This is a genomic window from Kerstersia gyiorum, from assembly GCF_048595715.1.
GTDB classification, from domain to species: Bacteria; Pseudomonadota; Gammaproteobacteria; order Burkholderiales; family Burkholderiaceae_B; genus Kerstersia; species Kerstersia gyiorum.
The window spans coordinates 272,143-296,090 of the sequence record NZ_CP169556.1 but is presented as its reverse complement, the minus strand read 5'-3'; the positions used below and the strand labels follow the sequence as shown (position 1 = coordinate 296,090).

The following is a 23,948-nucleotide window of genomic DNA, read 5'->3' as shown; positions in this document are numbered from 1 at the left end:
GGGTGGACAATTCCGGCACTTGCCGGCTTCCCTGGCCACCCGGAGCGCGTCACACTCGCGCCATGGCCTCAATCCGCTTCGTTCTTGCGCTGCAAGGCGCGACGATAAATCGCGTCGCGGTCGCCCCCTGTCACCTTCTGCGCCACCTTCACCGCGTCGCGCAGCGACAGGCTCTCCAGCAATGCATCCAGCAGCGTATCCAGGGCAGGGTCGCCCGCCTCGGCCGCCTCGTCGTCGTCATCCACAGTGGCTGCCGCACTTTCATGCAGGATCAGCACGAACTCACCCTGGCCGCGATGCGGCTGGGCTTCCAGCCAGGCCTGTGCATCGGCAGCCGGCACCGTCGCCACTTCCTCGAAACGCTTGCTCAATTCGCGGGCAATCGTTACCCGCCGTTGCGGGCCGGCGATCTCCAGCACATCGGCCAGGGTCGCCTTGAGCCGGTGCGGCGACTCGAAAAACACCACGGGCGCGGCCAGTGCGGCCCAGCGGCGCAGCCAGCGCTGGCGCGCCATGCTTTTGTGCGGGGCAAAGCCGGCGAAAGCAAACGCCGGGTTTTCATCCGACGTCGCGCCGCTGGCCATCAAGGCGGCAATCACTGCGCTCGGGCCCGGCACCGGCACCACCTGATAACCCGCTTCCCGCACGGCCCGCACCACGCGCGCGCCGGGGTCGCTGACCGCTGGCGCACCCGCGTCAGACACCAGGGCCACCCGCTGCCCGGCCGCCAAGCGTTCCAGAATATCCTGTGCAGCGCTGGCTTCATTGTGGCGATGCGCCGCCATCAGGGGCGTGGACAGGCCCCAGGCGTCAAACAGGGTGCGGGTCACGCGGGTATCCTCGGCCGCCACCACATCGACCTTGGCCAGCGTCTGCCAGGCCCGCACGCTCAAATCGCCCAGATTACCGATGGGCGTGGCCACCACATACAGGGCGGCGGCAGGCCAATGCTGCGCCATCACCTTCTCGGCGGCACGCAGCCAGGCCGAAGGCGCGGATAGGGAAATATCGGATGTCTCGTTCATCCCGCGAGGATACTATTTTCAGCGATGCTGCGTATGCGCCGCTCTGGCAACAGCTGGAGAAAGCCCAGGGCCGTGCGCGGCGCAACCGCAAGCGGCGGCTGGCACGGCAACACGCTGCACGCCTTGAGGTCATCTCGGACTCCACGCCGCCCCCGGCACCAGACCAGACGCCACGCCATGCCCGGCAAGGCAGCCCTGCCCGCCAGCGCGGCAACCGCGCGGAAGACCGCGCCCTTGCACACCTGCAAGCGGCCGGGCTGGTACTGCTGGCGCGCAACCTGCAATGCCGCGCCGGAGAAATCGACCTCGTCATGCGCGACGGCCAGGAACTGGTCTTCGTGGAAGTCCGCCAGCGCAGTCATAGCCGCCATGGCGGCGCGGCGGCCAGCGTGGATGCTGGCAAGCAAAGGCGTCTGCTGGCCACCGCAGCGTGGTTTCTCCCGCAGATCAGACGCGCTCATTTCCCTGGCCGTGAACCAGGCTGCCGCTTTGATGTGCTGGCTGTGGACGGCCACACCATCCACTGGCTGAAAAGCGCCTTCCTCAGCTGACTCCTAGTGCAAGCGCAGCCCCCAGGCATGTCCACCGGCACTCAGGTTCATGGACCTGAACCATTACGCGCGCCACGAACACGACAATATTTTCCGGAAATTGACAAAAATCATCGGCCAGAACCGTAACAGATTTGAGAATTGCACTCATTCTCCGATTGGGAATTGCCTGATTTGAAAGCTTGGGCGTGGTGGTGACCGCTTTTCCACGCTCCCGCCACACCCCCCGATTCCGCGCCCGTTTGATCGACTTCCAATCATCGCGGGACAACACCAGATAGAACATGTCTTCAGAACATTGCTCCCCGCCCAAACTCCTGGCCCTTCTCATTGCCGGCCTCGGCTGCGTATCCGGTGGTTTGCCAGCCGTTTCCGCCCAGCCATTGGCTGCGGAAATCCAGACGGCTGAACAGCACAATCCGCCACCGGCGCCCGAAAAGCCCATTCAGCCCCATCAGGATCACCAGGAACCCTCGGACGGCGTTACCCAGCTACATGCTGTCGAAGTCGTCGCCCCCGAACGCACGGACGACGAAAAGGGCGCGGACGATGTCTTCCACAAGAACGTCTCGAACGTTTACATGGGCAAGGAAGAAATCGAACGCTACCGCATCGACGCGGCTGGAGACGTGCTCAAGGGCCTCAACGGCGTTTACAACATGAACACCCGCACCGCGGGAGGCGCCATCACGCCGAATATCCGCGGCATTTCCGGAAAGGGACGCATCCCCGTCACCATAGACGGCACGGAACAAACCGTGGATGTCTGGCAGAACAACTATGGCGTCGGTGACCGCAACTACGTCGATCCCGCCCTGTTCCGCAGCATCGCCGTCGATAAGAGCCCGGATCTCAGCCGCAACATGAAGCCGGGCGTCGGCGGCTCCATCGCCATTCGCACCATTGAAGCCAGTGACATCGTCAAGAACGGCGACACCTGGGCACTGCAGCTCAAGCTGGAAGGTGCAAACAATACGATCAAGCCACAGAACAAGCTTGACCAATTCCTGGGTAAGGACTACCGCCGCGTCGGCGGCACCGCCGATGGCGCCGGCGGCGGTTTCCAGAATGGTGAGCTCAGCCCTTACGCCCTGCTCATGGATGACGTCGATGCCCCCAGGGACAAGGGCAGCGCTGACAACTGGCGTTTCGGTGGAGACAAGTCTGCCATGCTCGCGGCTGCGTTTCAGACGGATATTACCGATGGCCTGCTGAGTTACGCCTATCGCAACAAGGGCAATTATTTCGCCGGCAAGAACGGCGTGGGCGATTATCTGGACAATCCGATCTACGACATGGACAACTGCGGTATCGACTGCAAAAGTTCAGCCGCCTTTGTCCCCAACATGGGAGAGATGTATCCGGCCGGTGCAGAAGTCTTCAACAGCAATACCCGTACCGAAACACTGCTGGCCAAGAACAACTGGCATTTCGGCGACAACCAGAAAATCAGCCTGCAATACATGCGCACGGATGTGCGATTCGGCGAGATCAATCCATTCCAGTCCACCTGGGCGCTGAATTTCTATGAGTTGAACCCTGACTTCATCGACCAGCCCAAACCGCCACAAACCCAGAACATTGACTCCAAGATCCGCTCGGATACCTGGAAGCTAGGGTACGAATTCAAACCCGAAGACAACCGCTGGGTAGATCTTGAGGCCAGTCTCTGGCGCGTCAAAACCGACAGCGTCCGTCATCAGAGCGGCGGCATGTCCCTGGCGGTCAATACGCCCGACACCATGCACGATGCCTGGTACTGGTGCAATGTACGCAATACGACGCCATGGAGTATGGCGGAATCTACTTGCGAAGAACTGGGCGATATGTGGGGCTTCGACAAAAGCACCACGCTAGACGAAATCATCGCTGAATCCGATGCCATCTTCGGCACCGAAGGCAAGAAGATCATTTCCGGCGCACAGCAAACCACCCAGGTGACGCGCAACGGCGCCAATCTCAGCAATCGCTTCAAGTTGGCGCCCAACTTCAATTTGACCCTGGGCGCAGACATCCAGCGCGAGAAACTCGGGGAAGAAAGCACCATCATCAACAGTGACGACCTTTTCAACATCTACGGCACTGTCACCGGACTGGCCAAACTTGCCGGGCCGCGCAGCGGCAAAAGGCAGGAATGGGGCATGACCATGACGACGGACTGGCAGCCGGTTTCCTGGCTCAATGTCCAGGCTGGCGTGCGCTATACCCGCTTCAAGGGCGAAGACACGGCAATGTCCGAAGAACGGCAAAAACGCAACGAACAGTTCGCCTGGGGCGGGGGCTTCAACGAATATATCGACGCCTACTCCCTGCCGTATTGGGAAATTGGCTCTGCGGAGTTCAAGGCGGACTATGAAAACCAGAGGGATCTCTTTGACCAATGGGCGAACACTATCGGAAAAGATAACCCTTTAGGCGATCCCGCAGCCGCACAACGCGCTACGGAATCCTCTCAGGCGTTCACCAAGCAATATGGGGTAACGCCTAATTCCGTCCGGTCAATCTCGCAGAACGGACAGATAATTTACTACCAGTTCCGCTCCGACAATGTCATTCCATTTCGCAACGGGAAACCAGATAGTTCGGCGTCAACTTTGACGCCAGGCATGTTCGATGAGAAAGTCAGCACGCCTCAGGCAACGGAAGGCGAATACTACAAATACCTGATGGGCGGCCCAAAGCCTGATGCCCTCCCCTACGAAGAATGGAAGCTTCTCCCTAGCACTACCCGCCAAGTCACGACCGCCGCAGGGGAGTACAACCCTAACGGAGATTACTCCGGAGCGCTGAAAGCCATCACCCGACCCATCACCGACGACCAGAAGTGGGCTCGGCCAGAAAAACTGAAAGGCGATGCCTGGGCACCCATGCTGGCGCTGACCGTTTCGCTCAGCGCACAACAACGCCTGTTTGCCCGCTATGCGGAAATGACGCGTTTTCCGAGTATTTACGAGGCCACGTCCACTGCCATCGACGGGCTGGTCAGCATGCCTACTGCGCCTGGCTTCGACCTCAAGCCGGAACGCAGCCAGAACTGGGAAATAGGCTATGCCTTCGATTTCACCCCGTACTGGGACAAGCTGGATTATGGCGACATCCGCCTGACCTACTTCAGCAACACGATCAGGAACGTCATTGATACAACCGAGGCACGGCGCATCACGCAATATGACAAGAAGATTGTCAAAGGGCTGGAGTTTCAAAGCCGTATCGACACTGGCGGCTTCTTTGCTTCTGCCGGTGTCACCTACCGCCTGAAAAATGTCACCTGCGATGCCGATACCGCATTTGCCTTTGATATGTACCTGCGCCGTATTCCCGAATGCATAGAGGGCGGATTTGGCGTCACGCGTTTCTACCAGTCCCAGCAGCCCAAGTATTCGATCAATGTGGATCTGGGTACGCGCCTGCTGGATCGCAAGCTTGAACTGGGCGTGCGCGGCATTTATCACAGCGATGTCAAAACCAGCCAGTACGACCGCCTGCTGCAACAGGGGCTGGCCGACATCTTCACCTTCACTGGCAAGCCTTACCACTGGCGTCCCACGCTGCTGCTGGATGCCTATGGCCGTTATCGGATCAACGACACCCTGTCGGTCAATGCCAGTGTCACCAACCTGACCAACCGCTACTACCTGGACCCGATGTCCAACGTCGCTGCGCCTGGTCCTGGCCGCACCGTCATGCTGGGCATGCAAGCCCTGTTCTGAACCGCCTTTTGCCGGTTTTCAAACGCAAAACCGGATGCTTACCCACTCTCACAAGGAAGCCTGTCATGATGTCCAAAACCATCCTGTCCGTCGTTCTGCTCGGTGCCTTTGTGCCTGCCCATGCGGCGGTCACCGGTGGCACCAGCAATGCCGCCCATGTTGCCCCGCAAGCCTCGACCGCACTCCCCTTCGGCGCCAATAAGCCGGGGCTCTCGCTCAATGGATCTTCACTGGTCATCAACCTGAAAGACGGCCCGATTTATCACATTGCCAAGAAGTACAGCAACGCGCCCATCAATAGCTCGCTGAGTGCCAGCGTGGACGGATTGGCCAACCCGAAGTACCTGACGCTCAAGGATGTCAACGCCGTCGCCGGCCTGTTCACCAACCCGACCCTGGGCCAGATCTGGTACGAACAGCGCAGCCCGAATGAAGCCGTGGCAGGACAACAAACGGCCATCTTCGGAGTGTACAGCATCCGCCAGATCGCCAACCCGGCCCTGCCAGCCGCACCGAAATTCGGCGGTCTGGTGATCGCCGAGGTTCCCAACCTGCCTGCAGGCACGGCCGTCTATTTCGGCGAATGGGGGCCGCGTGCGGGCAACCCCAGCACGGGCTCCGATACCAATCTCAACCTGAATACGGCAGACCACACGGTGTGGTACGTCGGTGAAAACGCAACGGGCAGCACCAAGCACCTCAGCACCGCAAGCTATGCCGTGCTGGGGGTCAATCAGCACGTTCCCGGCCAGAATGATTTCTTCCAGGGGCAGCTGAACGCTAACTTCGGCAATCAACCCACGGGGAGCCTGGAGGGTGCATTGACCCGGGTGTCCAACACCAGCGACGTGGTCGTATTCGATAACGTCACCATCAACAACAACAACGGCGAATTCTACCAAAACGCCGCGAACGGCCTCATTACCGGCAAGTTCTTCGGGCCCAATGCCGAAGCGCTGGCAGGCTATGCCGACCGCGGCACCAGCAACCCTGCCGATGATGTCGCCTTCGGCGGCAACAGGGTCCAATAAACCGGCCAGCCCAAGCCACACAGGGCCCGCCAAGTTGGCGAGCCCTGTCCCGACTCAGGAAGCGGCAGCCGCCGCAGCCGCCCTCTTTGCCTCGCTGATGACCCGTCCGCTCCCCAAGCTGTTCCTGGCCTGCCTGCTGGCCTGCCCTTATTTTTCCGCCTGCGCAGACGACGACGATACCCGTTTCCTGCTGAACACCACGCAACAACAACTGCGTGTCGAACAGCAGCGGGACTGGTTGCACGCCGATACGCCGGCAGGAGAAAGACGCCTGGTCATCGAAGGCCAGGAATATCGTGTCGCGGAAGATGCTGCCGGCCTGGCATTGGGTATCTTCTATGCCATCAACCTGCAGCAGTGGGATAAAGTCGAGGAATTTCTTTCGAAGTACCGCCTGTTAGCAGCCAGCCGGCCAGAAGTGATATGGCTGGCCGAAGGCCTGCATGCCCGCGCACAAGGCGATACTGCCACTGCGCTGGAGCGCCTGCGGCGCGCCAAGCTTGCCGCCCCCGGCGACACCCGTATCCGCCTGGAACTTGCGCGGCTTTATGCCGAGGACTATCAGAGCCACGAAGCCATCGAACAATTCGAAGCCGTGAGGGCCGAGGACATTCCGCCTGAAACCCGCAGCACCATCGACACCTACATTGCCGCCGTCGCTCAACGCAACCGCTGGCACGGCTCACTCAGCATCGGTGGCGGCTACAGCAACAACATCAACCAGGCCAATGGTGCGCAACGCTGCGTCGTCCAGATCCTGCAGCAATGCTTCGTCACCGAGTCCCTGCCCGCACCGGTGGCGTCGTCCTTCCTGAACTACCAGCTTTCCCTGCAGAAACGCATTGCGCTGGGCGGCCATCACAACCTGCTGCTCCGCCCGCTGCTCTACGGCACCCGATATCACAAAGAAGACAACCAAAGCACTTTTCTCAAGGACAGCAGCGACAACACCACCGTGCTCTATGCCGGCTACAACTACAAAAACGCCAGCACGGAGTTTTCCGTCTCCCCCTACTTCGAGCACTATTACCGGGGCACGCACACCCATTACACAGCACCCGGCCTGGAACTCAGTTTGTCGCATGACCTGAACCGCCGCTGGACACTGAATGCCCAGGCCAACAGCAAGCGCTACCATTACTCGGACGCGGAAAAGTTGTACTTCTCGGACTACACGCAGTCCTCGGCCGGCCTGGGAGCCAGCTTTCAATTGTCTGCCACTGGGTCCCTGTTCGCAGGGGTCGATTGGACCCGCCGCCGCTACCCCTGGGCGGCCGCCAGCAGCAAGGACCAGGCCTGGCGCATCGGCCTGTTCAAATATTTCGACAGCGGCTTTTACCTCAATGCCATGGCGCTCTATCGTGACAGCCGCTATGACGAGCGCACCTTCCTGTCGGACAACCCGCGCAAGGACATTCAGAAAATGCTGATCGCCACGCTGGGCCTGCCACGCTGGCGCATCGGCAGCATTTATCCGGAAATCCGCTTCAAAAGACTCATCAACGATAGCAACATCATCCACTATCAATATCGCCAAAGCGAAGCATCGCTCAATTTCAAGTACATCTTCTGAGCCCTGGCAGGCCTGGCAAACCGGCCTTCGACTGCACACCCAACAGCACCCACGACAGCGGGAATGATAATTGTCATTGTCTTTCACGCCATGACGCGCCACACTGCGACGCATCAAGGCTTTCCATCCAGACATCATGCATCGCCCGTTTCCACACCCGCAACGCCGCCGTTTGCTGCTGTCCCTGGCATTGGCGCCTGCTGCGACAGCACTGCCCTGGCATACTCATGCCTCGGAAGCCGCTGCACCTGCCCGCTACCCTATCCTGACCCTCTCCGGCCCGCCCGCGACTGTCACCCTGCCGTTGCTGCACATGCTGGAAACCAATCCGCTGGCCGATGTTGCCGAAAAACTGGTGTTCAAGCCCTGGCGCGATCCCGACCAGCTGCGTGTCATCGCCATCGAGCAAAGCGCGGATTTCATTGCGGCGCCTTCCAATGTGGCAGCCAATCTGTATAACCGCGGCGTGCCGCTGCAACTGCTGAATGTGTCCGTCTGGGGCATGCTGGCGCTGGTGTCGCGCACGCCAGGCCGCCATACGCTGGCAGACTTCAAGGGCGAAGAAATCGCCATGCCGTTTCGCGCCGACATGCCCGATATCCTGTTCCAGCTCCTGGCACGCGCGCAGGGGCTGGACCCGCAGCGCGATTTCAAGCTGCGTTATGTGGCCTCGCCCATGGATGCAGCGCAATTGCTGATCACTCGCCGGGTCGATCATGCGCTGCTGGCCGAGCCTGCCGTTTCCATGGTGCTGGCGAAGTCGCAGTCTTTTCCTGCCAATGTCATTGCGCCCGACCTGTACCGCAGCGTGGATTTGCAGCAGGAATGGGGCCGGCTGTTGCATCGCGAACCCCGTATTCCGCAAGCCGGTATCGCCGTGCTGGGCCAGGCCGCGCAGGACCCGGCCCTGCTGACGCGTTTTAACGCCGCCCATGCCGATTCGCACGCCTGGTGCATCGCCAACCCGGACGCCTGCGGCGAGCTGGCGGAAAAGTATATCGACCTGCTGCGCGCCGATGCCGTCGCGGACGCCCTGCGCCATACCCCCGGCTATCTGACCAGCGCCGCCCAGGCGCGCCCGGAACTGGAGTTCTTTTACCAGGCGCTGCTGGAACAGAATCCGCAAATGGTGGGCGGCAAATTGCCCGACGACGGCTTCTATTACACGCCGTAAACCCCCCATCCAAACTCGGGCGCAGTACTGACACCCAGCCGGGCGCCATGCCGCCTAGCCACGGCCCGGCCAATGATAATTATCATTGGCTTTGCATGCCCGATCTGGTGACATGGCAGGTTGACTTCCCTGCCCCGTATTTTCCCTGCGCCACCCCTGTGTCCATGTTTTCATGTCAGACCCCTACATGCCAGGCTTTCCTTAGCGTCAACAGGCCGTCCACGTCATGACTCTATTCCGCCGTCTGCTGGCCGCTGTGCTGGCCTATCTCTGGAGTGGCTGGGGCGCCATCGCCAGCCTGTGCCTGTTAGCCGCCGCCTGGGAATGGGCAGCGCTGGCCTATGGCCCCCTGATCCTGCCCACGCCGGGTGCAGTGCTGGCCTCGCTGGCCCGGCTGCTGGATACTTTTCCGGCTTGGGAAACACTGGCCATCTCGGCGCGCCGCGCCATGGCAGGCTTCGCGCTGGCCCTGGTGGCGGGCAGCCTGCTGGGTCTGCTGGCCGGGTTGTCCATGACCGCCGCCATGGCCTCGCGGCCGCTGATCACGCTACTGGTCGGCATGCCGCCCATCGCCTGGCTGGTGCTGGCCATGCTGTGGTTCGGCAGCGGCGACCTCACCCCTATTTTCACGGTGTTCATCGCCTGCGTGCCCATCGTGTTCGCCGCCGCCATGCAGGGCGCGCGCACCTTGGGCAATGAACTGAAGGACATGGCACGGGCCTATCGCATGCCCTGGCACATGATGCTCACCGATCTGTACCTGCCGCACATGCTGTCCTACCTGTTCCCTGCCTGGATCACGGCGCTGGGCTCCTCCTGGAAAGTCGTGGTGATGGCAGAGCTGCTGAGTTCGTCCGACGGCGTTGGCGCGGCACTGGCCGCCGCACGCTCCCATCTGGATACCGTCGCAACACTGTCCTGGATCGCCGCCATCCTGGGCCTGCTGCTGGCCGTGGAATACCTGCTGCTGGAACCCATCAAGCGCCAGGTGGAACGCTGGAGGCCGCAAGCATGAACTGTTCCTGTCAGGTGCCAGCAGAAACAACCACCATGCCGCCCGCCGCTGCGCCTTTGCTGCATCTGCAGGGCATCCATCACCGCTATGCGCTCACCGACGCGCTGGTGGGCGTGGATTTCGCCATGCAGGCCAGCGAAACCGTTGCGCTGATCGGCCCATCCGGCTGCGGCAAGAGCACGATGATGCATATCGTGGCCGGCCTGCTGCAAGCCTCGCACGGCAAGGTCGTCAATCGTGCCATCAGCATCGGCTGCGTCTTCCAGGATGCCCGTCTCCTGCCCTGGAAACGCGTACTGGAAAATATCGCGCTGGGCCTGCGTGCCCGTGGCGTATCACGGGTCGCCAGGATGCGGCATGCCGCTGCGCTGGCCGCCCGGATGGAGCTGTCGGTCAACGATTACCGCAAGTTTCCGCACGAACTGTCCGGCGGCATGCAAAGCCGCGTCGCCCTGGCCCGCGCGCTGGCCATAGACCCGGATCTGCTGCTGCTAGACGAACCGTTTTCGGCGCTGGATATCGGCCTGAAAACCGAGATGTACCGGCTGCTGCGCGAATATGTGGATGAACGCGGCTGCGCGGTGCTGATGATTACCCACGACCTGATGGAAGCCGTCCGGCTGGCCGACCGCATCATCATGATGGCACCTTCGCCCGGCCGCATCGTTTATTCACATGCCATCGCCACCCCGCGCACGCAGCGCGACGACGCCTGGATTTACCAAACCGCCGGCGCCTTGATGCAGCTGCCCGAGGTTCGCCAGGGCTTCGAGCTGGAGCCCGCAACCGACCTGCCGCCCATCGTTCACCAGGGACACTCATGCGCCTGAACCCGCCCCAGGCCCTGCTCGCCCGCTGCCTCCGGCCGATGCTGGCCCACCCGGTGCTGACCTGCGCCTTCCGGCCGTTTTTCCTTTTGACCGCCATCAGCGGCGCCCTGCTGCTGCTTCTTTGGCTGGCATCGGCCACCCCATTGCCGCTGTTCGCCTGGCTGCGCCAGACCATGCCCGGCGGCGGCACGGCCTGGCATGCCCATGAGCTGATCTACGGCTATGGCATGGCTGCCGTCGCCGGTTTCCTGCTGGTGGCCGTGCCCGAATTCACGCAAACACCGGCATTCTCACGCGCCAGGGCTGCCACCCTGGCCCTGCTCTGGCTGCTGGCCCGGCTGGCCTACCTGGCCGCACCCATCTGGCCCTTCGGCCTGGGGCTGTGGCCCGCCTTGCTGTGCAATCTGGCCCTGGGGCTGCTGCTTGCCGCGACGGTCCTGCCGCCGCTGCTGCGTGCGTCCGGGCGCGGCCAGTCCGGCTTTGCCTGGGGCTTGATCTGCCTGCTGCCGCTACAGGCCGGCTTCTTTGCCGCGTCGCTCATGCATGGCGATGGCATGCGCTGGCTGCATGCCGCTGTCGGCGCGTTGATGGCCCTGATCATTGTGGCGGCCAGCCGCATTTCCATGCGCATCGTCAATAGCCGTATCCATGAAGGCCGGCTGCTGGACCCCTTGCCGGAAACACCGTTGTACCTGGCCCGGCCGCCACGCCGCAATTTTGCCATTTTCACCATCGCGCTGTGCGCAGCGCTGGAATTCCTGCAAGTCGCGCCCACGGTGCTGGGCTGGTGCGCGCTGGCCGCCTGCGCCGCCATGCTGAACCTGCTCAACGACTGGCATGTCGGCCGGCCCTTGCTGACCCGCTGGGCGCTGATGCTGTACGCCTGCTACTGGCTGATGGCGCTGGGCTACGGCCTGATGGGCGCGCACTGGCTGGGACTGCCGGGCGCCTTGTCGGCCGGGCGTCATCTGCTGATGATAGGCGGCATGGGGCTGTCCATTTTCGCGGTCATGTGCATCGCCGGGCGTTTCCACAGCGGGCATTGGCTGGATCAACGGCGCTGGATACCGCTGAGCGCCATCGCCTTGTGCGCTGCCGCCCTGCTGCGAGCCTGGGCCGGCCTGACGGCCTCGCCGCTGGTGCAGCACCTGACACTGGCTGCGTCCGGCCTGCTTTGGGTGGCCGTGTTCTCCGCCTATGCGGTGTACTTCTGGCCCATCCTGACGCGCCCCCGCACAGACGGTCTGGAAGGCTGCGCCGAACCACTCAGTGATGGGCACGGCGGCGCTTCGCACCAATGCGGATAACGTTCCCGCCGGGATGGCGCTCAGGCGGCACCTGCTGCGCCTGCAGAAGTTGCCACCCCGGCAACAAGCACTGGCGGCGAACCCTCCCTTTCAATGAATAGTTCTTATTTCCTACCCAAGCCACGCTATTCATGCCAAAATCAACGTCCCACCAGGCATCCCTAGCGCAGCCACGCCAACCAGGCCGGGCAGCGCCCTCGCCACCGCGATACGGACATGGCCTTGATTGACGACACCTCGTTTGCCACACTGACTGCCCATCCCTTGTTCCGGCCACTGGCGGAAGAAGGGTGCCGGCAGCTGGCGGCAGAAGCCTCCACCTTCCGTTTCGATACGGGCGAGCATGTTTTCCATACCGGCGGCCCGGCGGAATCCTTCTATCTGATCAAGGAAGGCAGCATACGGCTGTACCGACCCAACCACGAAGGCAACGAGAAAGTCTTCCAGATCCTCCATGGCGGCGACCTGGTTGCCGAAACTGCCATGTTCGCCGAGCCCTGCCTGTACCCGCTGTCGGCGCAGGCTGAAAGCGCCGCCACGCTCTACCGCTTCTCCCGCGACGGACTGCTGGCGCTGGCGCGACGCCACAGCGAGTTCTGCATGCATCTACTGGCCACGATGTCCGCCCGCATCTATCAGGCAGTCAACCGCATCGACCACCTCACCGTCGGCAATGCCAGCCAGCGCCTGGTCATGTATCTGCTGGATCTCTGCCGTGAACAACGCAGCCGGCGCATCCACTTTCCAGTCTCCAACCACGCACTGGCGCGCCAGCTCAATATCACGCCCGAAACGCTATCGCGCCAACTCAATCATTTCAAACGCACCGGCCTGATGGATGGCAAGAATCGCGACTGGGTCCTGCTCGACCTCGACGCCCTGCACCTGGCCGTCGGCCTGCCCTCGCCAGGAAAAGCCATGCGCGAACAATTCCAGGTCACCGACCTCGGTGGCAATCTGTTCGGCTGCTGCAATTTCCGCTGAAGCCCGGCCCACAGCTATGCCTGACGTGGTTTTCCGCACAAACTTTACGCAATGCTCACCAACAGACACAGCCGGGTTGTAGTACATTGGCTCCCTGATGTGCCGCATCGTCCGCGCCAGGCGCGTGGCCTGCTGCACGCACCGGTTTTTGCATTGGAAGTCGCCACATGAACATGAGCTCGCGCGTCCGTGCGCATTTCGAGGCCAATATCGCCGCCACCCAGGCCAGCATGGACGTGCTGACCGAACCGCTGGCGCTGGGCGTCGATATCCTCTTCAACGCACTGGTCAACAACAGCAAGATCCTGGCCTGCGGCAATGGTGGTTCAGCCGCCGATGCCCAGCACTTCATCGCCGAGCTGGTGGGACGGTTCGAACGGGAACGCCTGCCTCTGGCCGGTGTCGCACTCAATACCGATACTTCCATCATGACCGCGGTTGGCAACGACTACGGCTATGAACATGTCTTCGAACGCCAGGTGCAGGCCCTGGGCCAGCCCGGTGATGTGCTGGTCGCCATTACCACCAGCGGCAATTCAGCCAACGTGCTGCTGGCCGTCGAGGCGGCGCGCGAACGCGACATGCGCGTCATCGCACTGACCGGCAAGGATGGCGGCTCCATGCCAGACCTGCTGTCCACCGAAGACGTCCACCTGTGCGTACCCCATGACCGCACCATGCGCATCCAGGAAGTCCACATCTTGCTGCTGCATGCGCTGTGCGACGGTATCGACGCACTGCTGCTCGGAGACCCTGAATGAAACAGACACTGCTACGTACCAGTATTTGCGCACTCCTGCTGAGCACCACGCTGCTGTCGGCCTGCGCGCCGCTGATCATCGGCGGTGCTGCGGCAGGAACGGCATTGGTCGCCACCGACCGCCGCACCGCAGGCACGCAGCTGGAAGACAAGAACATCGACCTGAAGGTCGACCAGGTGCTGGTCAAGGAATTCGACAACGACACCGTGCGCGTGGTCAGCACGGTATACATGGGCAAGGTCCTGCTGACGGGAGAAGTGCCCGACGCCGCCACCCGGGCGAAGATCGTCGAACGCGTGGGCAAGGTGGAAAATGTCCGCGGCGTACTCGACTACATGGTGATCGCGGAACCCATGACACTGGGCCAGCGCACCGATGACAACTGGCTGGGCTCCAAGGTTCGCACGGCCCTGCTGCGCACCAAGGGCGTGCCGTCGCGCACCATCGTCAGCACGACGGAACGCGGCGTGGTCTACCTGTTGGGGCGCGTCACCCAGACCGAAGGCGCCTACGCGGCGGCCGCTGCTGCGCGCGTGAGCGGCGTGCAGCAGGTCATCAAGCTGTTCGACTACGTCACGCCGGAAGAGGCGCTCGCGCTGGATAGCGCCAATGGTTCGCCCGACGCCGACAAGCAGCCGCCGGCAGGCACGCCGGCACCGACGGCCGAACCCGCGGCTTCCTCTGGATCGTCGTTGCCTGCTCCCATCAACGACGGCCCTGAAGTCATGGCCATAGACTGAACGCCGGCGCTGCGTCGTCTGCTGCAAATAGGCCCGCTGGCATGATGCCAGCGGGCCTTTTCATCATGGGAGGCAAGGGCCTGGCTTCAGGCCCTTGCCTTCATGCCTCTGCGATCAGAATGCGGGAACGACCGCACCCTTGTACTTTTCCAGCAGGAACGCCTTCACTTCCGGCGTCTGCAACGTTTCCACCAGTTTCACCACATCCGGGTTGCTGGCGTTTTCAGGACGCACGGCAACCAGGTTGGCATAGGGGGAATCCTTGTCTTCCAGGAACAGGGCGTCCTCAAGAGGATTCAGTCCGGCTTCCAGCGCGTAGTTGGTGTTGATCAGCGCCAGATCGACGTCGGGCAGCACACGTGCCAGGGTGGCGGCTTCCAGCTCACGGAACTTCAGTTTCTTGGGGTTCTCGACGACATCACGGGCAGTAGCCAGGATGTTCGACGGGTCTTTCAGCTTGATCAGGCCTTGCTGCTGCAGCAGCACCAGCGCCCGGCCGCCATTGGACGGATCATTGGGCAACGCGATCGTGGCGCCGTCACGCAGCTCGCTCAGGCTCTTGATCTTGCTGGAATAGCCGCCAAAAGGCTCGACGTGCACCAGCGCCACGGAGATCAGGTCGGTACCATGATCCTTGTTGAAGCTGTCCAGGTAGGGCTTGTGCTGGAAGTAGTTGGCGTCGATGTTCTTTTCGAAGACCTGCTGGTTGGGCTGGATGTAATCGGTGAACACCTTGATGTCCAGGTCCACGCCTTGCTGGGCCAGGGTAGGCTTGATGAATTCCAGCACTTCGGCGTGCGGCGTCGGGGTAGCGGCGATGGACAGCTTGCCGGCATGGGCAGCACCCGCAGCCACGGAGAAAATGGCAGCCAGCAGGGCGGAACGAATCAGGGTCGATTTCATGATGAAGCTCCTTGAAAACCAGATTAAGGGTACGCGTATAAGACAGCCTTGCAAATTCAACGGCGCTGCAAGCGCCGCACCAGGCCATCGCCAAAAACCTGCATGGCCTGCACCAGGACAACGAGAATGATGACTGTGGCCCACATCACGTCGCTCTGGTAGCGCTGGTAGCCGAAACGCAATGCCAGGTCACCCAGGCCGCCGCCACCAATCACGCCGGACATGGCAGAGTAACCAACCAGCGTAATCGCAGTCACCACAATGGCAGCCACAATCCCGGTACGCGCTTCTGGCAGCAGCACCCAGAACACGGTTTCCCGGGTGTTGGCGCCCATGGAGCGGCTGGCTTCCAGCACACCCGGGTCCAGTTCACGCAACACGTTTTCCACCAACCGCCCGAAAAACGGCGCAGCACTGAGCACCAGCGGCGGAATCACTCCTGGCACGCCCAGCGCGGACCCCATGATGATGCGCGTCAGCGGAATCATCAGGATCAGCAGGATCAGGAACGGCACGGAACGCAGCACGTTCACCACCAGCGACAGCACCTGATAGGTGCCGCGCTGCTCCAGCATCTGCCCCGGGCTCAGCAGGAACAGCAGCACGCCCAGCGGCAGGCCCAGCAGTACGGTAAAGACCAGCGATGCGCCCGTCATCATGAGCGTCTCGACGGTCGCCCAGCCGATCAGCGCCCAATCCAGTCCAGCCAGCAATGACCAGAAGCCTTGCACATCCGCTCCGCTCATCGCAGCACCTCGTATTCAATCCCGGTTTGTTCCAGCTTGCCGGCCAGCGCGTGCCAGCCGGCTTCGGCGCCATTCACCGCCAGCACCAGTTGCCCGTAGGGCTCGTCCTTGATGCGGCCCACCGTCCCTTGCAGAATGGACAGGTCCAGCGCCAATTCCCGGCTGACCTGGCTCAAGAACGGCGTCAGGGTGGCGTCCCCGCGGAAACTCAGGCGCACCACGCGGCTGCCGTCCGCAGCCTGCTGCACCAGTTCACGCCAGCCATCGGCGTCCTGGCCGCTTTCGGCCAGCAGCGAACGCGTCACGTCATGCTGGGGATGCAGGAATACATCCAGCACATCGCCCTGCTCGACCACCTGACCAGCTTCCAGCACCGCCACGCGGTTGCACACGGCCCGGATCACATCCATGCCATGGGTGATCAGGACAATGGTCAGGCCCAGCTGACGGTTGATATCCGTCAGCAGCCGCAGGATGGACTGCGTGGTTTCAGGGTCGAGCGCAGACGTCGCTTCATCGCACAGCAGCAGTTCCGGCCGGTTGGCCAATGCGCGGGCAATGCCCACGCGCTGGCGCTGTCCGCCGGACAACTGCGCGGGAAATTTATCGCGGTGGCTTTCCAGGCCAACCAGCGCCAGCACTTCATCGGCACGTTGTTCGCGCTCGGCCCGCTGCATGCCGGCCAGGCGCAGCGGAAAGCAGACATTTTCCAGCACTGTGCTGGATGCCAGCAGGTTGAAATGCTGGAATACCATGCCGATACGCTGGCGCAGCTGACGCAGGCCCACGCCTTGCAGATCGGTAATGTCACGGCCATCAAGAATGACCTTGCCGGCGCTGGGCCGCTCCAGCAGGTTGAGCAGGCGTATCAGCGTGCTCTTGCCCGCGCCCGATCGCCCGATAATGCCGAAAACCTCGCCCCGGCGAATGTGCAGGTTTATCCCGCGCAGGGCATGATAGCCTCCCGCGCCGGTCTGCCGGCCAGGTGCCGGCGGGTAAACCTTTTCAATATTTTCTAGATGGATCACAACAGTAATAGCATCAAAAGGCATAAAGGGGCTTTTGACCCCCGCATTTGCCTTATTTGGGAAGCAGAAACGCAGATTACCTGAAAAGCCGGGCAAACCCCAAAACACATCTGGTTGTTAGCTAAGAACCAAAAAAGTAATAAGGACCGACGTAAACCCGTTCATCCACGCATAACAAGATGGCCATGCCACGCCAATTCCAGCCCCGGCCCGGGATGCCCTGGCGCCAGGCGCCGCACGCAAAAAGAAACGGCTGGCCCGCCGCTCGCAGCAGCAGGCCAGCCGGCCGAATCATAAACCCTGTCGTGAACGTGGGAAATACGCTACAGGTCCAATACCAGCCGCGGCGACTTGGCTCGCGACACACACACCATCATCACCTGGTTGGAAGCTTTCTCGACACTGCTCAGGATGCCGTCGAAATGTTCCACTTCGCCATCCAGCACCCGGACTTCGCACGAGCCACAGACGCCCTCCTTGCAGGAATGGTCGCACTCGACGCCGGCATCCAGCAAGGCATCGAGCAGGCTCTTGCCCGCCGGCACCTGGAGCGTCTGGCCGGATTGTTCCAGATAGACTTCGAAAGCGCCATCCTGGGCATCTGGCGGCAGCTCCACCGCCGCGAAACGTTCGATATGCGCATGCGGGTATGCCAGTTGCCCGCACGCCGCCTCGAATGCGGCCAGCATCGGTGTCGGCCCGCAGCAGTAATAGTGCGTCTCCGCGCCTTTACCTGACAGCAGCCCGGCAAGGTCCGGCGGACATCCGGCCTCCTGGTCGATATGCCAGGAAACCGGCACGCCCTCGGCGCGGGCAAGGTCTTCGATTGCTTCGACGAAAGCCGCCTCGCGCCGGCTGCGCGCACAATAGACCAGCTCCACACTGGCCTGGCGCGCCGTCAGGTGCCGCAACATGCACAGCAGGGGCGTGATGCCTATGCCGCCGGCCACCAGCACCGTATGCGGCGCGCTTTCGTCCAGGGCGAAATTGTTGCGCGGCGCGGAAATCGTCAGCCGCTGGCCAACCCGTAAATGCTCATGCACCCAGCGGGAACCGCCACGGCTACCCTTGTCGTTGAGCACGGCCACCCGGTAGCTGGTATGCCGGGCATCTGCCAGGCAGGCGGGCTGGCACAGCGAGTAGCTGCGCACCAGCCCGTTGCCCAGGTGCAGGTCGATATGTGAGCCCGGCTCATAGGCGGGGAAACGCATGTCTTCCTGCGCTGGCCGCAATTCGATGCTGACGATGCCCTCGGCCTCGTAGCGGATGGAATGAACCAGGGCATTCAGTATTTTTTCTGTGCTCATACGAAGGCTTCTTCATCAATGTTCCAGGGGTGTGCCGCCCCTGCCCGTCATCGCTGCGGGCAAGGCGGCAAACTCAGGCCACGCTGGCGGAGTGCACGGCTGGCTTGGCCTGCGCCGCTTCCCTGGCCTGGATCTGTTGCTTGGCCTGGCTGCGCAGATAGCGCCGCAGGCGCACCAGCCCCATGTCGTGCTGGTACAGGGACTCACGCTGATTGGCGTCCGCCTCCATGTGCTCGACCAGCACGCGGTCCTGCTCCAGCACCGCCCAGTGGCGCGCTTCCAGGCGATTGCGGTACAGGAAGCGCCAGGTGTCGCGCTGCCAGCCGGGCGCAAGCTTGCGCACCCGCCAGAAGAACACCGCCGACAGGGTCGGGCTGATGGGCGAAACGCCGTAGACAATGGTGAAGTTGCCACCAGGGCCGCCAGTCTTGGGATACGGAATTTCCAGGCGCATCCAGTGCGTCCCGGTATCGCCCCACTCCGTCCAGTCGAAATTGACGTTGCGCTGGCCTTCCTTTTCAAAGACGAATCCATGCTCGGTATCGCGGATGGCGAACTTGGCCTTGGTATCGCCTTCGAACATGGTGTGCGATTGCTTGTGCAGGAAGGTGCCATGCATAGGGTCCATGACGTTATCGCTCACATAGCGCCAGTCTCCCTTCCATTCCACGTAGCAAAGAAAGCGCGAATAGGTTTCGTCGTCCGTCAGTTCCTCGGGCAGCACCAGTTCCGGCGGCGTCTGGCAATCCGGTTCAAAGGCGTTGTAGACCCACACCGCACCCGCCACTTCGCGGACATGGAACGTGCGCGTCGCGCGTGACCCTTCCAGCTTGCAGCCCGGGCTGCCCGGCACCTTGGTCACTACGCCATCGCTACGCACTTCCACCCCGTGGTAGGGACAGGCAATCGTGTCGCCCAGCACCACGCCCAGCGACAGGGGCGCCCCCCGGTGGGGGCAGTGATCTTCCAGCACGTGCAGCTTGCCGGTCGTGGCATCGCGCCAAAGCACCAGCTTGCGGCCCAGGCGGCGCAGCGAAACCGGGGTTTCCTTCACGAAGCCGGACGGGCAGATGGGATACCAGAGATCCTTCAGGCCTTGCTCCAGCAATTGCTCGACAGGGTCGATCTGAGTCAGGGTTTGCATGATTCAATTCCTTATTTCAGGCGCCGGCATGCCGACGCAATGGGGCGGACAGGCTGCCGCACGGCGCAGCCGCGCCAGCAGTTACTGGGCCAGCGTCTTGATTTCGACCTGATAGCTGTCAGGCGTCCACGGCTTGCCGCTGGGGCTAACCGGGCCGGTACGGTTCAGGTACTCGACCAGGCCATCCAGATCATGGATGCCCATGGCAAAGGCCCGTTCGAGCGCATCGCCCAGCAGGTCTTCATAGCTTGTGGCCGGGCGCGTGCGGGCCTGGTTCGGGTCTAGGTAACGATCAGTGGCTTGCATGCTGTACTCCTTTGCTTTCCGTTTGATGGTGGCGCCGCCCCGCATGGCAGGACAGCGGACGATCAGGCCATGACGCGGTCGTGATCCAGCGGCGTGGTCCAGGCGTCATAGCCATAGACCCAGTCGGCATTGCCGCCCTCGCGCAGCCAGTTGTTGCCGCGCGAACCCAACTGCACCCGGCTGGTACGCGCCTGGCGCGCCTGTTCGAACTGCTGCAGCGCCCGGGCCACGGCGCCAGTGTCCGCGCAGTCCACATCCGCCAGGCAACGCGCCAGCACCACGCCATCCTCAATGGCCATGCCTGCACCCTGCGCCATGAATGGCAGCATCGGATGGGCAGCATCCCCCATGAGGGTGACTCCGCCCCGGGACCAGACCGGCAAGGGATCGCGCTCGTACAACGCCGTCTTCAACACCTCGTCGCAGGCTTGCAGCAAGGCCCGCGCATCCGCGTGAAAACCGGCATAGGCCGCGCGCAGCTCATCGACATGGCCCGGGGCGGTCCAGGATTCCTGCTTCCAGGAAGCCTGGGCGGTGGTGGCGAAAATGAAAATGTCCTCGCCGCGATTGAGCGGGAAAGTCACGATCTGGGTGTAGTGGTCCGGCCCCCACCACTTGGTGAACGCCCCCAGGTTGGGTACGCCCTGCAGGCGGGCGGCCGGCACGACGGCACGGTAGGCGACAAACCCGGTAAAGCGCGGCTGGTCCGGGCCGAACATGGCAGTGCGGACGGCGGAGTGGATGCCATCAGCGCCGACCAGCGCCGCCGCCTGCAACTGGCGGCCATCGGCAAGCTGCACCTGCACACCCGCTTCATCCTGGACCAAGGACTGTACTTTCGCACCCAGCAGCACATTTTCGGCAGGCAGGGCCTGCGCCAGCGCCGCCAGCAGGTCGGCACGATGTATTGTCAGCTGCGGTGCGCCATAGGCACGCTCGGCTTGATCCGACATTTCCAGGCGCGAGGTTTCCTCACCTGTGTCCCAGGTACGGCTGATGCGGTGGGTAGGCCGGGCAGCGCTGGCGCGAATGGCCCGCCGAAGCGCCGCGTCGCCCAGACCGTCAAGCGCCCGCACAGCGTTGGGTGTCAGGTTGATATCCGCTCCAACCCGCATGAATTGCCGGGTCTGTTCCAGCACCAGCACTTCGTGGCCCAGCCGCCGCAGGGCAATGGCTGCCGTCAGGCCGCCAATACCGGCGCCGGCGATAACGATGGGCCTGGCAGGTGCGTTGTTATGGTTCGTCATGATGGTTCTCGTGGTGGTGCACTGCTTGGCATGCGGCGTCTGAGGATGCGCGCCTTGCATGCAGCTCAGGATTTTTCGGTCAGGAACTTGCCCTGCGGGCCATCAGCGTTCTTCTGCCGCCGGGTATTGCCGTCAATGCCGCCGTCGATGGCCCATTCGGCAAAAACCGTGGGACCGGGCTCGAACTCACGCGGCTCCCAATCCGCAGTCAGGTGGTCCTCATCCGCGTAATACTCGATCAAGGCGCCTGCCGGATTGCGGAAATACCAGAAATAGGCCGACGACACCGGATGGCGGCCAGGGCCAAGCTGGGTTTCCCAACCGCAGCGCGAGATATGCATGCCGCCGCCGAAGACCTCGTGAATATCCCGGACGGTGAATGCGACATGATTCAGGCCGCGCTTGCCGGTCGGTAATTGCAGCAGGAACAGGTCATGGTGGCCGCCGTCTGCCGAACAGCGCATGAAGGCGCCGCGGCCCGGATAGCGGTCCGAAGCGCTGAAACCCAGCTGGCTGGCATAGAACGCTTCGGTACGGGCCACGTCAGCCACGAAAAAGACCACGTGCCCGACTTCGATCGGCGTGGCGCGGTCGTAGATAGGCGCCGGCTGGTTGACGCGCGGCTGATCCTGCCAGGTGTTCATCGCAGCGCAGGGCAGCGCCACTTCATGCTTGCGCGTGACCTGCAGGCGCACGGCCAGCCCGTTGGGGTCGGTGCAACCGATGCGGCGCGCCCCGTCCACCATGCCATCGACAAAACCCGGTTCAGCCGCAATGCGCGCGGCAATCGCGTCCAGATCGGCCGGACTCTCCACTCCCCAGACCACTTCACGCAGGGTCGGTCCGGCCTCTATCCCGTCCGGCAAGCCTGGCTTGGCCGCATCGGCCACTACCACGCGGCAGCCATTAAGGCACTCGAATACCAACTCGTCGGATGATTCGCCCGCCAGCGTCAGCCCCCAATCCAGCATGAAACGTCGGCAGGTGTCGAGGTCGTCTACGCCATAAGTGATCTGGTCTATGCCCAATATGCTCATGTTCTGCTCCTTGCTGATTCAGTGGGACGGATTGGCCCAGGCGAGGGGCAATTCATTCGTGCCCCAGTACATGCTTTTCTGCTCCATGTACTGGACGATCCCCGCCCGGCCCTTCTCGCGGCCCAGGCCGGAATCGCGCCAACCGCCGAAGGGAGTCGAAATGGAAAACTGCTTGTAGGTGTTGACCCACACCGTGCCCGCCTGCACGGCCCGGCCCAGGCGCCAGGCACGCTTGAAATCACGGCTCCAGACACCTGCGGCCAGCGCGTAGATGCTGTCGTTGGCCTGTTCGACCAGCGCATCTTCGTCATCGAACGGCATGGCCACCAGCACCGGCCCGAAGATTTCCTCGCGCGTGATACGCGCCTGATTGTCCAGGCCTTCGATGATGGTGGGGGTGTAGAACCAGCCGCGCTCGAACTGGCTGCCTGCCGGGCGCACGCCGCCCGTACGGATTTGCCCGCCTTCGGACACGCCCAGTTCCACGTAGCGTTCAATGCTTTCCCGGTGGCGCGCCGTGATCAGCGGCCCCATCTGCGTCTTTTCATCGGCCGGATCGCCAACACGCAGTGCCTGCGCTCCCGCCACCAGGCGTTGCATGAATTCGTCATAGATGCCGCGCGCCACGAAAAGCCGCGACCCGGCAATGCAGGATTCTCCCGAACTGCTGAAGATGCCGTACAGCACCCCATTGACGGCGTGATCCAGGTCCGCGTCGTCCAGCACCATGGTGGCAGACTTGCCACCCAGCTCCATGGACACCGGCATCATCTTCTGCGCGGCGATACCGGCGATGTGCTTGCCGGTCGATGTACCGCCGGTAAACGACACGCGCCGTACCAGGGGATGGCGTGTGATCACATCACCGATCACCGAGCCCTTGCCCGGCAGCACGCTGATCATGCCCCTGGGCACCCCGGCCTCCTCGCACAGCCGCGCCAGTTCCAGCGCCAAGAGCGGCGTGACCTCCGCCGGCTTGAGAATCACGGCATTGCCGGCAGCCAGGGCCGGCGCCAGCTTCTGCGCATCACTGGCAATCGGAGAGTTCCATGGAGTGATGGCCGCAACCACGCCCATGGGCTCGTGTACGCTCATGGTGACATACTCACCGCGAGACGGTGTGATGATGTCTTCCATGGTTTCGCAGGCAGCGCCGAAGAACTGGAAGGTGGCGGCGGCGCTGACGACCAGCGCACGTGTTTCCTGAATCGGCTTGCCGTTATCCTGGCGCTGCAACTGCGCCAGCATTTCCGCCCGCTGGCGGATGAGCGCAGCCACCCGGTACAGGACTTCGGCACGCTGATGCGGCAACCGCCGCGCCCAGTCTGTGCTGAGGAATGCCGCATGGGCGCGTTCAATCGCCTCTTCGGCATCAGCGGCGCTGGCGGCATTCAGGCGCGCCACTTCCTCGCCCGTCGCCGGGTAGATGCTGGCGTACTCCTCGCCACTGCCTGGCCGCCATTCACCGGCAATATTGATGGGCAAAAGCGCTGGATACATGATGAGTCTTCCTGGTCCGTTTCGTGTCG

The 23,948-nt window shown here is 62.6% G+C and carries 22 protein-coding genes; 11 read left to right on the top strand and 11 right to left on the bottom strand.

Annotated features, from left to right (window positions below):
• Window positions 1-68: 68 nt before the first annotated feature.
• Window positions 69-1,025, bottom strand: a complete 957-nt coding sequence (gene rsmI, locus ACEW7X_RS01270; RefSeq protein ID WP_068371459.1) for a 16S rRNA (cytidine(1402)-2'-O)-methyltransferase — start codon at window positions 1,023-1,025, stop codon at window positions 69-71.
• On the opposite strand from rsmI, the gene ACEW7X_RS01265 reads away from it, so the two are divergent.
• Window positions 1,013-1,576: a YraN family protein gene (locus ACEW7X_RS01265; RefSeq protein ID WP_134837958.1), complete on the top strand. Its 564-nt coding sequence runs from the start codon at window positions 1,013-1,015 to the stop codon at window positions 1,574-1,576. The genes rsmI and ACEW7X_RS01265 overlap by 13 nt on opposite strands.
• On the opposite strand, the gene ACEW7X_RS01260 is transcribed toward ACEW7X_RS01265, so the two are convergent.
• A complete protein-coding gene (locus tag ACEW7X_RS01260) occupies window positions 1,569-1,862 on the bottom strand; it encodes a hypothetical protein (RefSeq protein WP_083969603.1) in 294 nt (97 codons plus the stop codon). The two genes, ACEW7X_RS01265 and ACEW7X_RS01260, sit on opposite strands and share 8 nt — an antisense overlap.
• Here ACEW7X_RS01260 and ACEW7X_RS01255 point away from each other — a divergent pair.
• The 10 genes from ACEW7X_RS01255 to ACEW7X_RS01210 all read left to right on the top strand — a co-directional run bounded on the left by ACEW7X_RS01255 (window position 1,861) and on the right by ACEW7X_RS01210 (window position 14,701).
• Window positions 1,861-5,286 carry a TonB-dependent receptor domain-containing protein gene (locus ACEW7X_RS01255; RefSeq protein WP_420177512.1) on the top strand — a complete coding sequence of 1,142 codons (3,426 nt, stop codon included), beginning with the start codon at window positions 1,861-1,863 and terminating at the stop codon, window positions 5,284-5,286. The genes ACEW7X_RS01260 and ACEW7X_RS01255 overlap by 2 nt on opposite strands.
• A 65-nt stretch (window positions 5,287-5,351) precedes the next feature.
• On the top strand, window positions 5,352-6,317 hold the full coding sequence (locus ACEW7X_RS01250; protein WP_420177511.1) for a Slam-dependent surface lipoprotein: 966 nt from the start codon (window positions 5,352-5,354) through the stop codon (window positions 6,315-6,317).
• A gap of 97 nt (window positions 6,318-6,414) precedes the next feature.
• Complete coding sequence (locus ACEW7X_RS01245; protein ID WP_420177510.1) at window positions 6,415-7,890, top strand: surface lipoprotein assembly modifier; 1,476 nt, start codon at window positions 6,415-6,417, stop codon at window positions 7,888-7,890.
• A 136-nt stretch (window positions 7,891-8,026) separates the two neighbouring features.
• Window positions 8,027-9,064: an ABC transporter substrate-binding protein gene (locus tag ACEW7X_RS01240; RefSeq protein WP_130487614.1), complete on the top strand. Its 1,038-nt coding sequence runs from the start codon at window positions 8,027-8,029 to the stop codon at window positions 9,062-9,064.
• 226 nt (window positions 9,065-9,290) lie between these two features.
• Window positions 9,291-10,079 (top strand): ABC transporter permease, encoded by a 789-nt coding sequence (locus ACEW7X_RS01235; protein WP_420177509.1) that lies wholly within the window; start codon window positions 9,291-9,293, stop codon window positions 10,077-10,079.
• Complete coding sequence (locus ACEW7X_RS01230) at window positions 10,076-10,909, top strand: ABC transporter ATP-binding protein (protein ID WP_207224944.1); 834 nt, start codon at window positions 10,076-10,078, stop codon at window positions 10,907-10,909. The genes ACEW7X_RS01235 and ACEW7X_RS01230 overlap by 4 nt, the downstream gene beginning before the upstream one ends.
• Window positions 10,900-12,216, top strand: coding sequence for an NnrS family protein (locus tag ACEW7X_RS01225; RefSeq protein WP_253597093.1), 1,317 nt, complete (start codon window positions 10,900-10,902; stop codon window positions 12,214-12,216). The genes ACEW7X_RS01230 and ACEW7X_RS01225 overlap by 10 nt, the downstream gene beginning before the upstream one ends.
• A 216-nt stretch (window positions 12,217-12,432) precedes the next feature.
• Window positions 12,433-13,200 carry a Crp/Fnr family transcriptional regulator gene (locus ACEW7X_RS01220; protein ID WP_068371473.1) on the top strand — a complete coding sequence of 256 codons (768 nt, stop codon included), beginning with the start codon at window positions 12,433-12,435 and terminating at the stop codon, window positions 13,198-13,200.
• Window positions 13,201-13,367: 167 nt separating this feature from the next.
• Window positions 13,368-13,961 (top strand): phosphoheptose isomerase, encoded by a 594-nt coding sequence (locus ACEW7X_RS01215; protein ID WP_068371475.1) that lies wholly within the window; start codon window positions 13,368-13,370, stop codon window positions 13,959-13,961.
• Window positions 13,958-14,701: a BON domain-containing protein gene (locus ACEW7X_RS01210; protein WP_068371478.1), complete on the top strand. Its 744-nt coding sequence runs from the start codon at window positions 13,958-13,960 to the stop codon at window positions 14,699-14,701. Before ACEW7X_RS01215 ends, ACEW7X_RS01210 begins: the two co-directional genes overlap by 4 nt.
• 114 nt (window positions 14,702-14,815) lie before the next feature.
• Here ACEW7X_RS01210 and ACEW7X_RS01205 read toward each other — a convergent pair whose 3' ends face one another.
• The 9 genes from ACEW7X_RS01205 to ACEW7X_RS01165 form a co-directional block, all read right to left on the bottom strand.
• Window positions 14,816-15,604: a MetQ/NlpA family ABC transporter substrate-binding protein gene (locus tag ACEW7X_RS01205; RefSeq protein ID WP_068371481.1), complete on the bottom strand. Its 789-nt coding sequence runs from the start codon at window positions 15,602-15,604 to the stop codon at window positions 14,816-14,818.
• 56 nt (window positions 15,605-15,660) lie between these two features.
• Entirely contained in the window at window positions 15,661-16,350 is a 690-nt protein-coding gene (locus ACEW7X_RS01200) for a methionine ABC transporter permease (RefSeq protein ID WP_068371482.1), read from the bottom strand.
• A complete protein-coding gene (locus ACEW7X_RS01195) occupies window positions 16,347-17,378 on the bottom strand; it encodes a methionine ABC transporter ATP-binding protein (RefSeq protein WP_127772997.1) in 1,032 nt (343 codons plus the stop codon). Before ACEW7X_RS01195 ends, ACEW7X_RS01200 begins: the two co-directional genes overlap by 4 nt.
• Window positions 17,379-17,701: 323 nt before the next feature.
• A complete protein-coding gene (locus tag ACEW7X_RS01190) occupies window positions 17,702-18,685 on the bottom strand; it encodes a PDR/VanB family oxidoreductase (protein ID WP_127772996.1) in 984 nt (327 codons plus the stop codon).
• 73 nt (window positions 18,686-18,758) lie between these two features.
• Window positions 18,759-19,829: an aromatic ring-hydroxylating oxygenase subunit alpha gene (locus tag ACEW7X_RS01185; protein ID WP_253597088.1), complete on the bottom strand. Its 1,071-nt coding sequence runs from the start codon at window positions 19,827-19,829 to the stop codon at window positions 18,759-18,761.
• An 81-nt stretch (window positions 19,830-19,910) separates the two neighbouring features.
• A complete protein-coding gene (locus tag ACEW7X_RS01180) occupies window positions 19,911-20,135 on the bottom strand; it encodes a recombinase-like helix-turn-helix domain-containing protein (RefSeq protein WP_068371488.1) in 225 nt (74 codons plus the stop codon).
• A gap of 62 nt (window positions 20,136-20,197) precedes the next feature.
• Window positions 20,198-21,382, bottom strand: coding sequence for an FAD-dependent monooxygenase (locus ACEW7X_RS01175; protein ID WP_420177508.1), 1,185 nt, complete (start codon window positions 21,380-21,382; stop codon window positions 20,198-20,200).
• A gap of 65 nt (window positions 21,383-21,447) precedes the next feature.
• Window positions 21,448-22,419 carry a VOC family protein gene (locus ACEW7X_RS01170; protein ID WP_420177507.1) on the bottom strand — a complete coding sequence of 324 codons (972 nt, stop codon included), beginning with the start codon at window positions 22,417-22,419 and terminating at the stop codon, window positions 21,448-21,450.
• Window positions 22,420-22,437: 18 nt separating this feature from the next.
• Entirely contained in the window at window positions 22,438-23,919 is a 1,482-nt protein-coding gene (locus ACEW7X_RS01165) for an aldehyde dehydrogenase (RefSeq protein ID WP_420177506.1), read from the bottom strand.
• Window positions 23,920-23,948: the final 29 nt, after the last annotated feature.

What these genes read in the sequence shown, in the direction of transcription:
- ACEW7X_RS01190 (WP_127772996.1), bottom strand. Translation starts at nt 18,685, where the DNA reads ATGAGCACAGAAAAAATACTGAATGCCCTGGTTCATTCCATCCGCTAC.
- ACEW7X_RS01235 (WP_420177509.1), top strand. Translation starts at nt 9,291, where the DNA reads ATGACTCTATTCCGCCGTCTGCTGGCCGCTGTGCTGGCCTATCTCTGG.
- ACEW7X_RS01205 (WP_068371481.1), bottom strand. Translation starts at nt 15,604, where the DNA reads ATGAAATCGACCCTGATTCGTTCCGCCCTGCTGGCTGCCATTTTCTCC.
- ACEW7X_RS01265 (WP_134837958.1), top strand. Translation starts at nt 1,013, where the DNA reads ATGTCTCGTTCATCCCGCGAGGATACTATTTTCAGCGATGCTGCGTAT.
- ACEW7X_RS01255 (WP_420177512.1), top strand. Translation starts at nt 1,861, where the DNA reads ATGTCTTCAGAACATTGCTCCCCGCCCAAACTCCTGGCCCTTCTCATT.
- ACEW7X_RS01260 (WP_083969603.1), bottom strand. Translation starts at nt 1,862, where the DNA reads ATGTTCTATCTGGTGTTGTCCCGCGATGATTGGAAGTCGATCAAACGG.
- rsmI (WP_068371459.1), bottom strand. Translation starts at nt 1,025, where the DNA reads ATGAACGAGACATCCGATATTTCCCTATCCGCGCCTTCGGCCTGGCTG.
- ACEW7X_RS01175 (WP_420177508.1), bottom strand. Translation starts at nt 21,382, where the DNA reads ATGACGAACCATAACAACGCACCTGCCAGGCCCATCGTTATCGCCGGC.
- ACEW7X_RS01210 (WP_068371478.1), top strand. Translation starts at nt 13,958, where the DNA reads ATGAAACAGACACTGCTACGTACCAGTATTTGCGCACTCCTGCTGAGC.
- ACEW7X_RS01230 (WP_207224944.1), top strand. Translation starts at nt 10,076, where the DNA reads ATGAACTGTTCCTGTCAGGTGCCAGCAGAAACAACCACCATGCCGCCC.
- ACEW7X_RS01240 (WP_130487614.1), top strand. Translation starts at nt 8,027, where the DNA reads ATGCATCGCCCGTTTCCACACCCGCAACGCCGCCGTTTGCTGCTGTCC.
- ACEW7X_RS01165 (WP_420177506.1), bottom strand. Translation starts at nt 23,919, where the DNA reads ATGTATCCAGCGCTTTTGCCCATCAATATTGCCGGTGAATGGCGGCCA.
- ACEW7X_RS01250 (WP_420177511.1), top strand. Translation starts at nt 5,352, where the DNA reads ATGATGTCCAAAACCATCCTGTCCGTCGTTCTGCTCGGTGCCTTTGTG.
- ACEW7X_RS01215 (WP_068371475.1), top strand. Translation starts at nt 13,368, where the DNA reads ATGAACATGAGCTCGCGCGTCCGTGCGCATTTCGAGGCCAATATCGCC.
- ACEW7X_RS01170 (WP_420177507.1), bottom strand. Translation starts at nt 22,419, where the DNA reads ATGAGCATATTGGGCATAGACCAGATCACTTATGGCGTAGACGACCTC.
- ACEW7X_RS01200 (WP_068371482.1), bottom strand. Translation starts at nt 16,350, where the DNA reads ATGAGCGGAGCGGATGTGCAAGGCTTCTGGTCATTGCTGGCTGGACTG.
- ACEW7X_RS01185 (WP_253597088.1), bottom strand. Translation starts at nt 19,829, where the DNA reads ATGCAAACCCTGACTCAGATCGACCCTGTCGAGCAATTGCTGGAGCAA.
- ACEW7X_RS01220 (WP_068371473.1), top strand. Translation starts at nt 12,433, where the DNA reads ATGGCCTTGATTGACGACACCTCGTTTGCCACACTGACTGCCCATCCC.
- ACEW7X_RS01245 (WP_420177510.1), top strand. Translation starts at nt 6,415, where the DNA reads ATGACCCGTCCGCTCCCCAAGCTGTTCCTGGCCTGCCTGCTGGCCTGC.
- ACEW7X_RS01225 (WP_253597093.1), top strand. Translation starts at nt 10,900, where the DNA reads ATGCGCCTGAACCCGCCCCAGGCCCTGCTCGCCCGCTGCCTCCGGCCG.
- ACEW7X_RS01180 (WP_068371488.1), bottom strand. Translation starts at nt 20,135, where the DNA reads ATGCAAGCCACTGATCGTTACCTAGACCCGAACCAGGCCCGCACGCGC.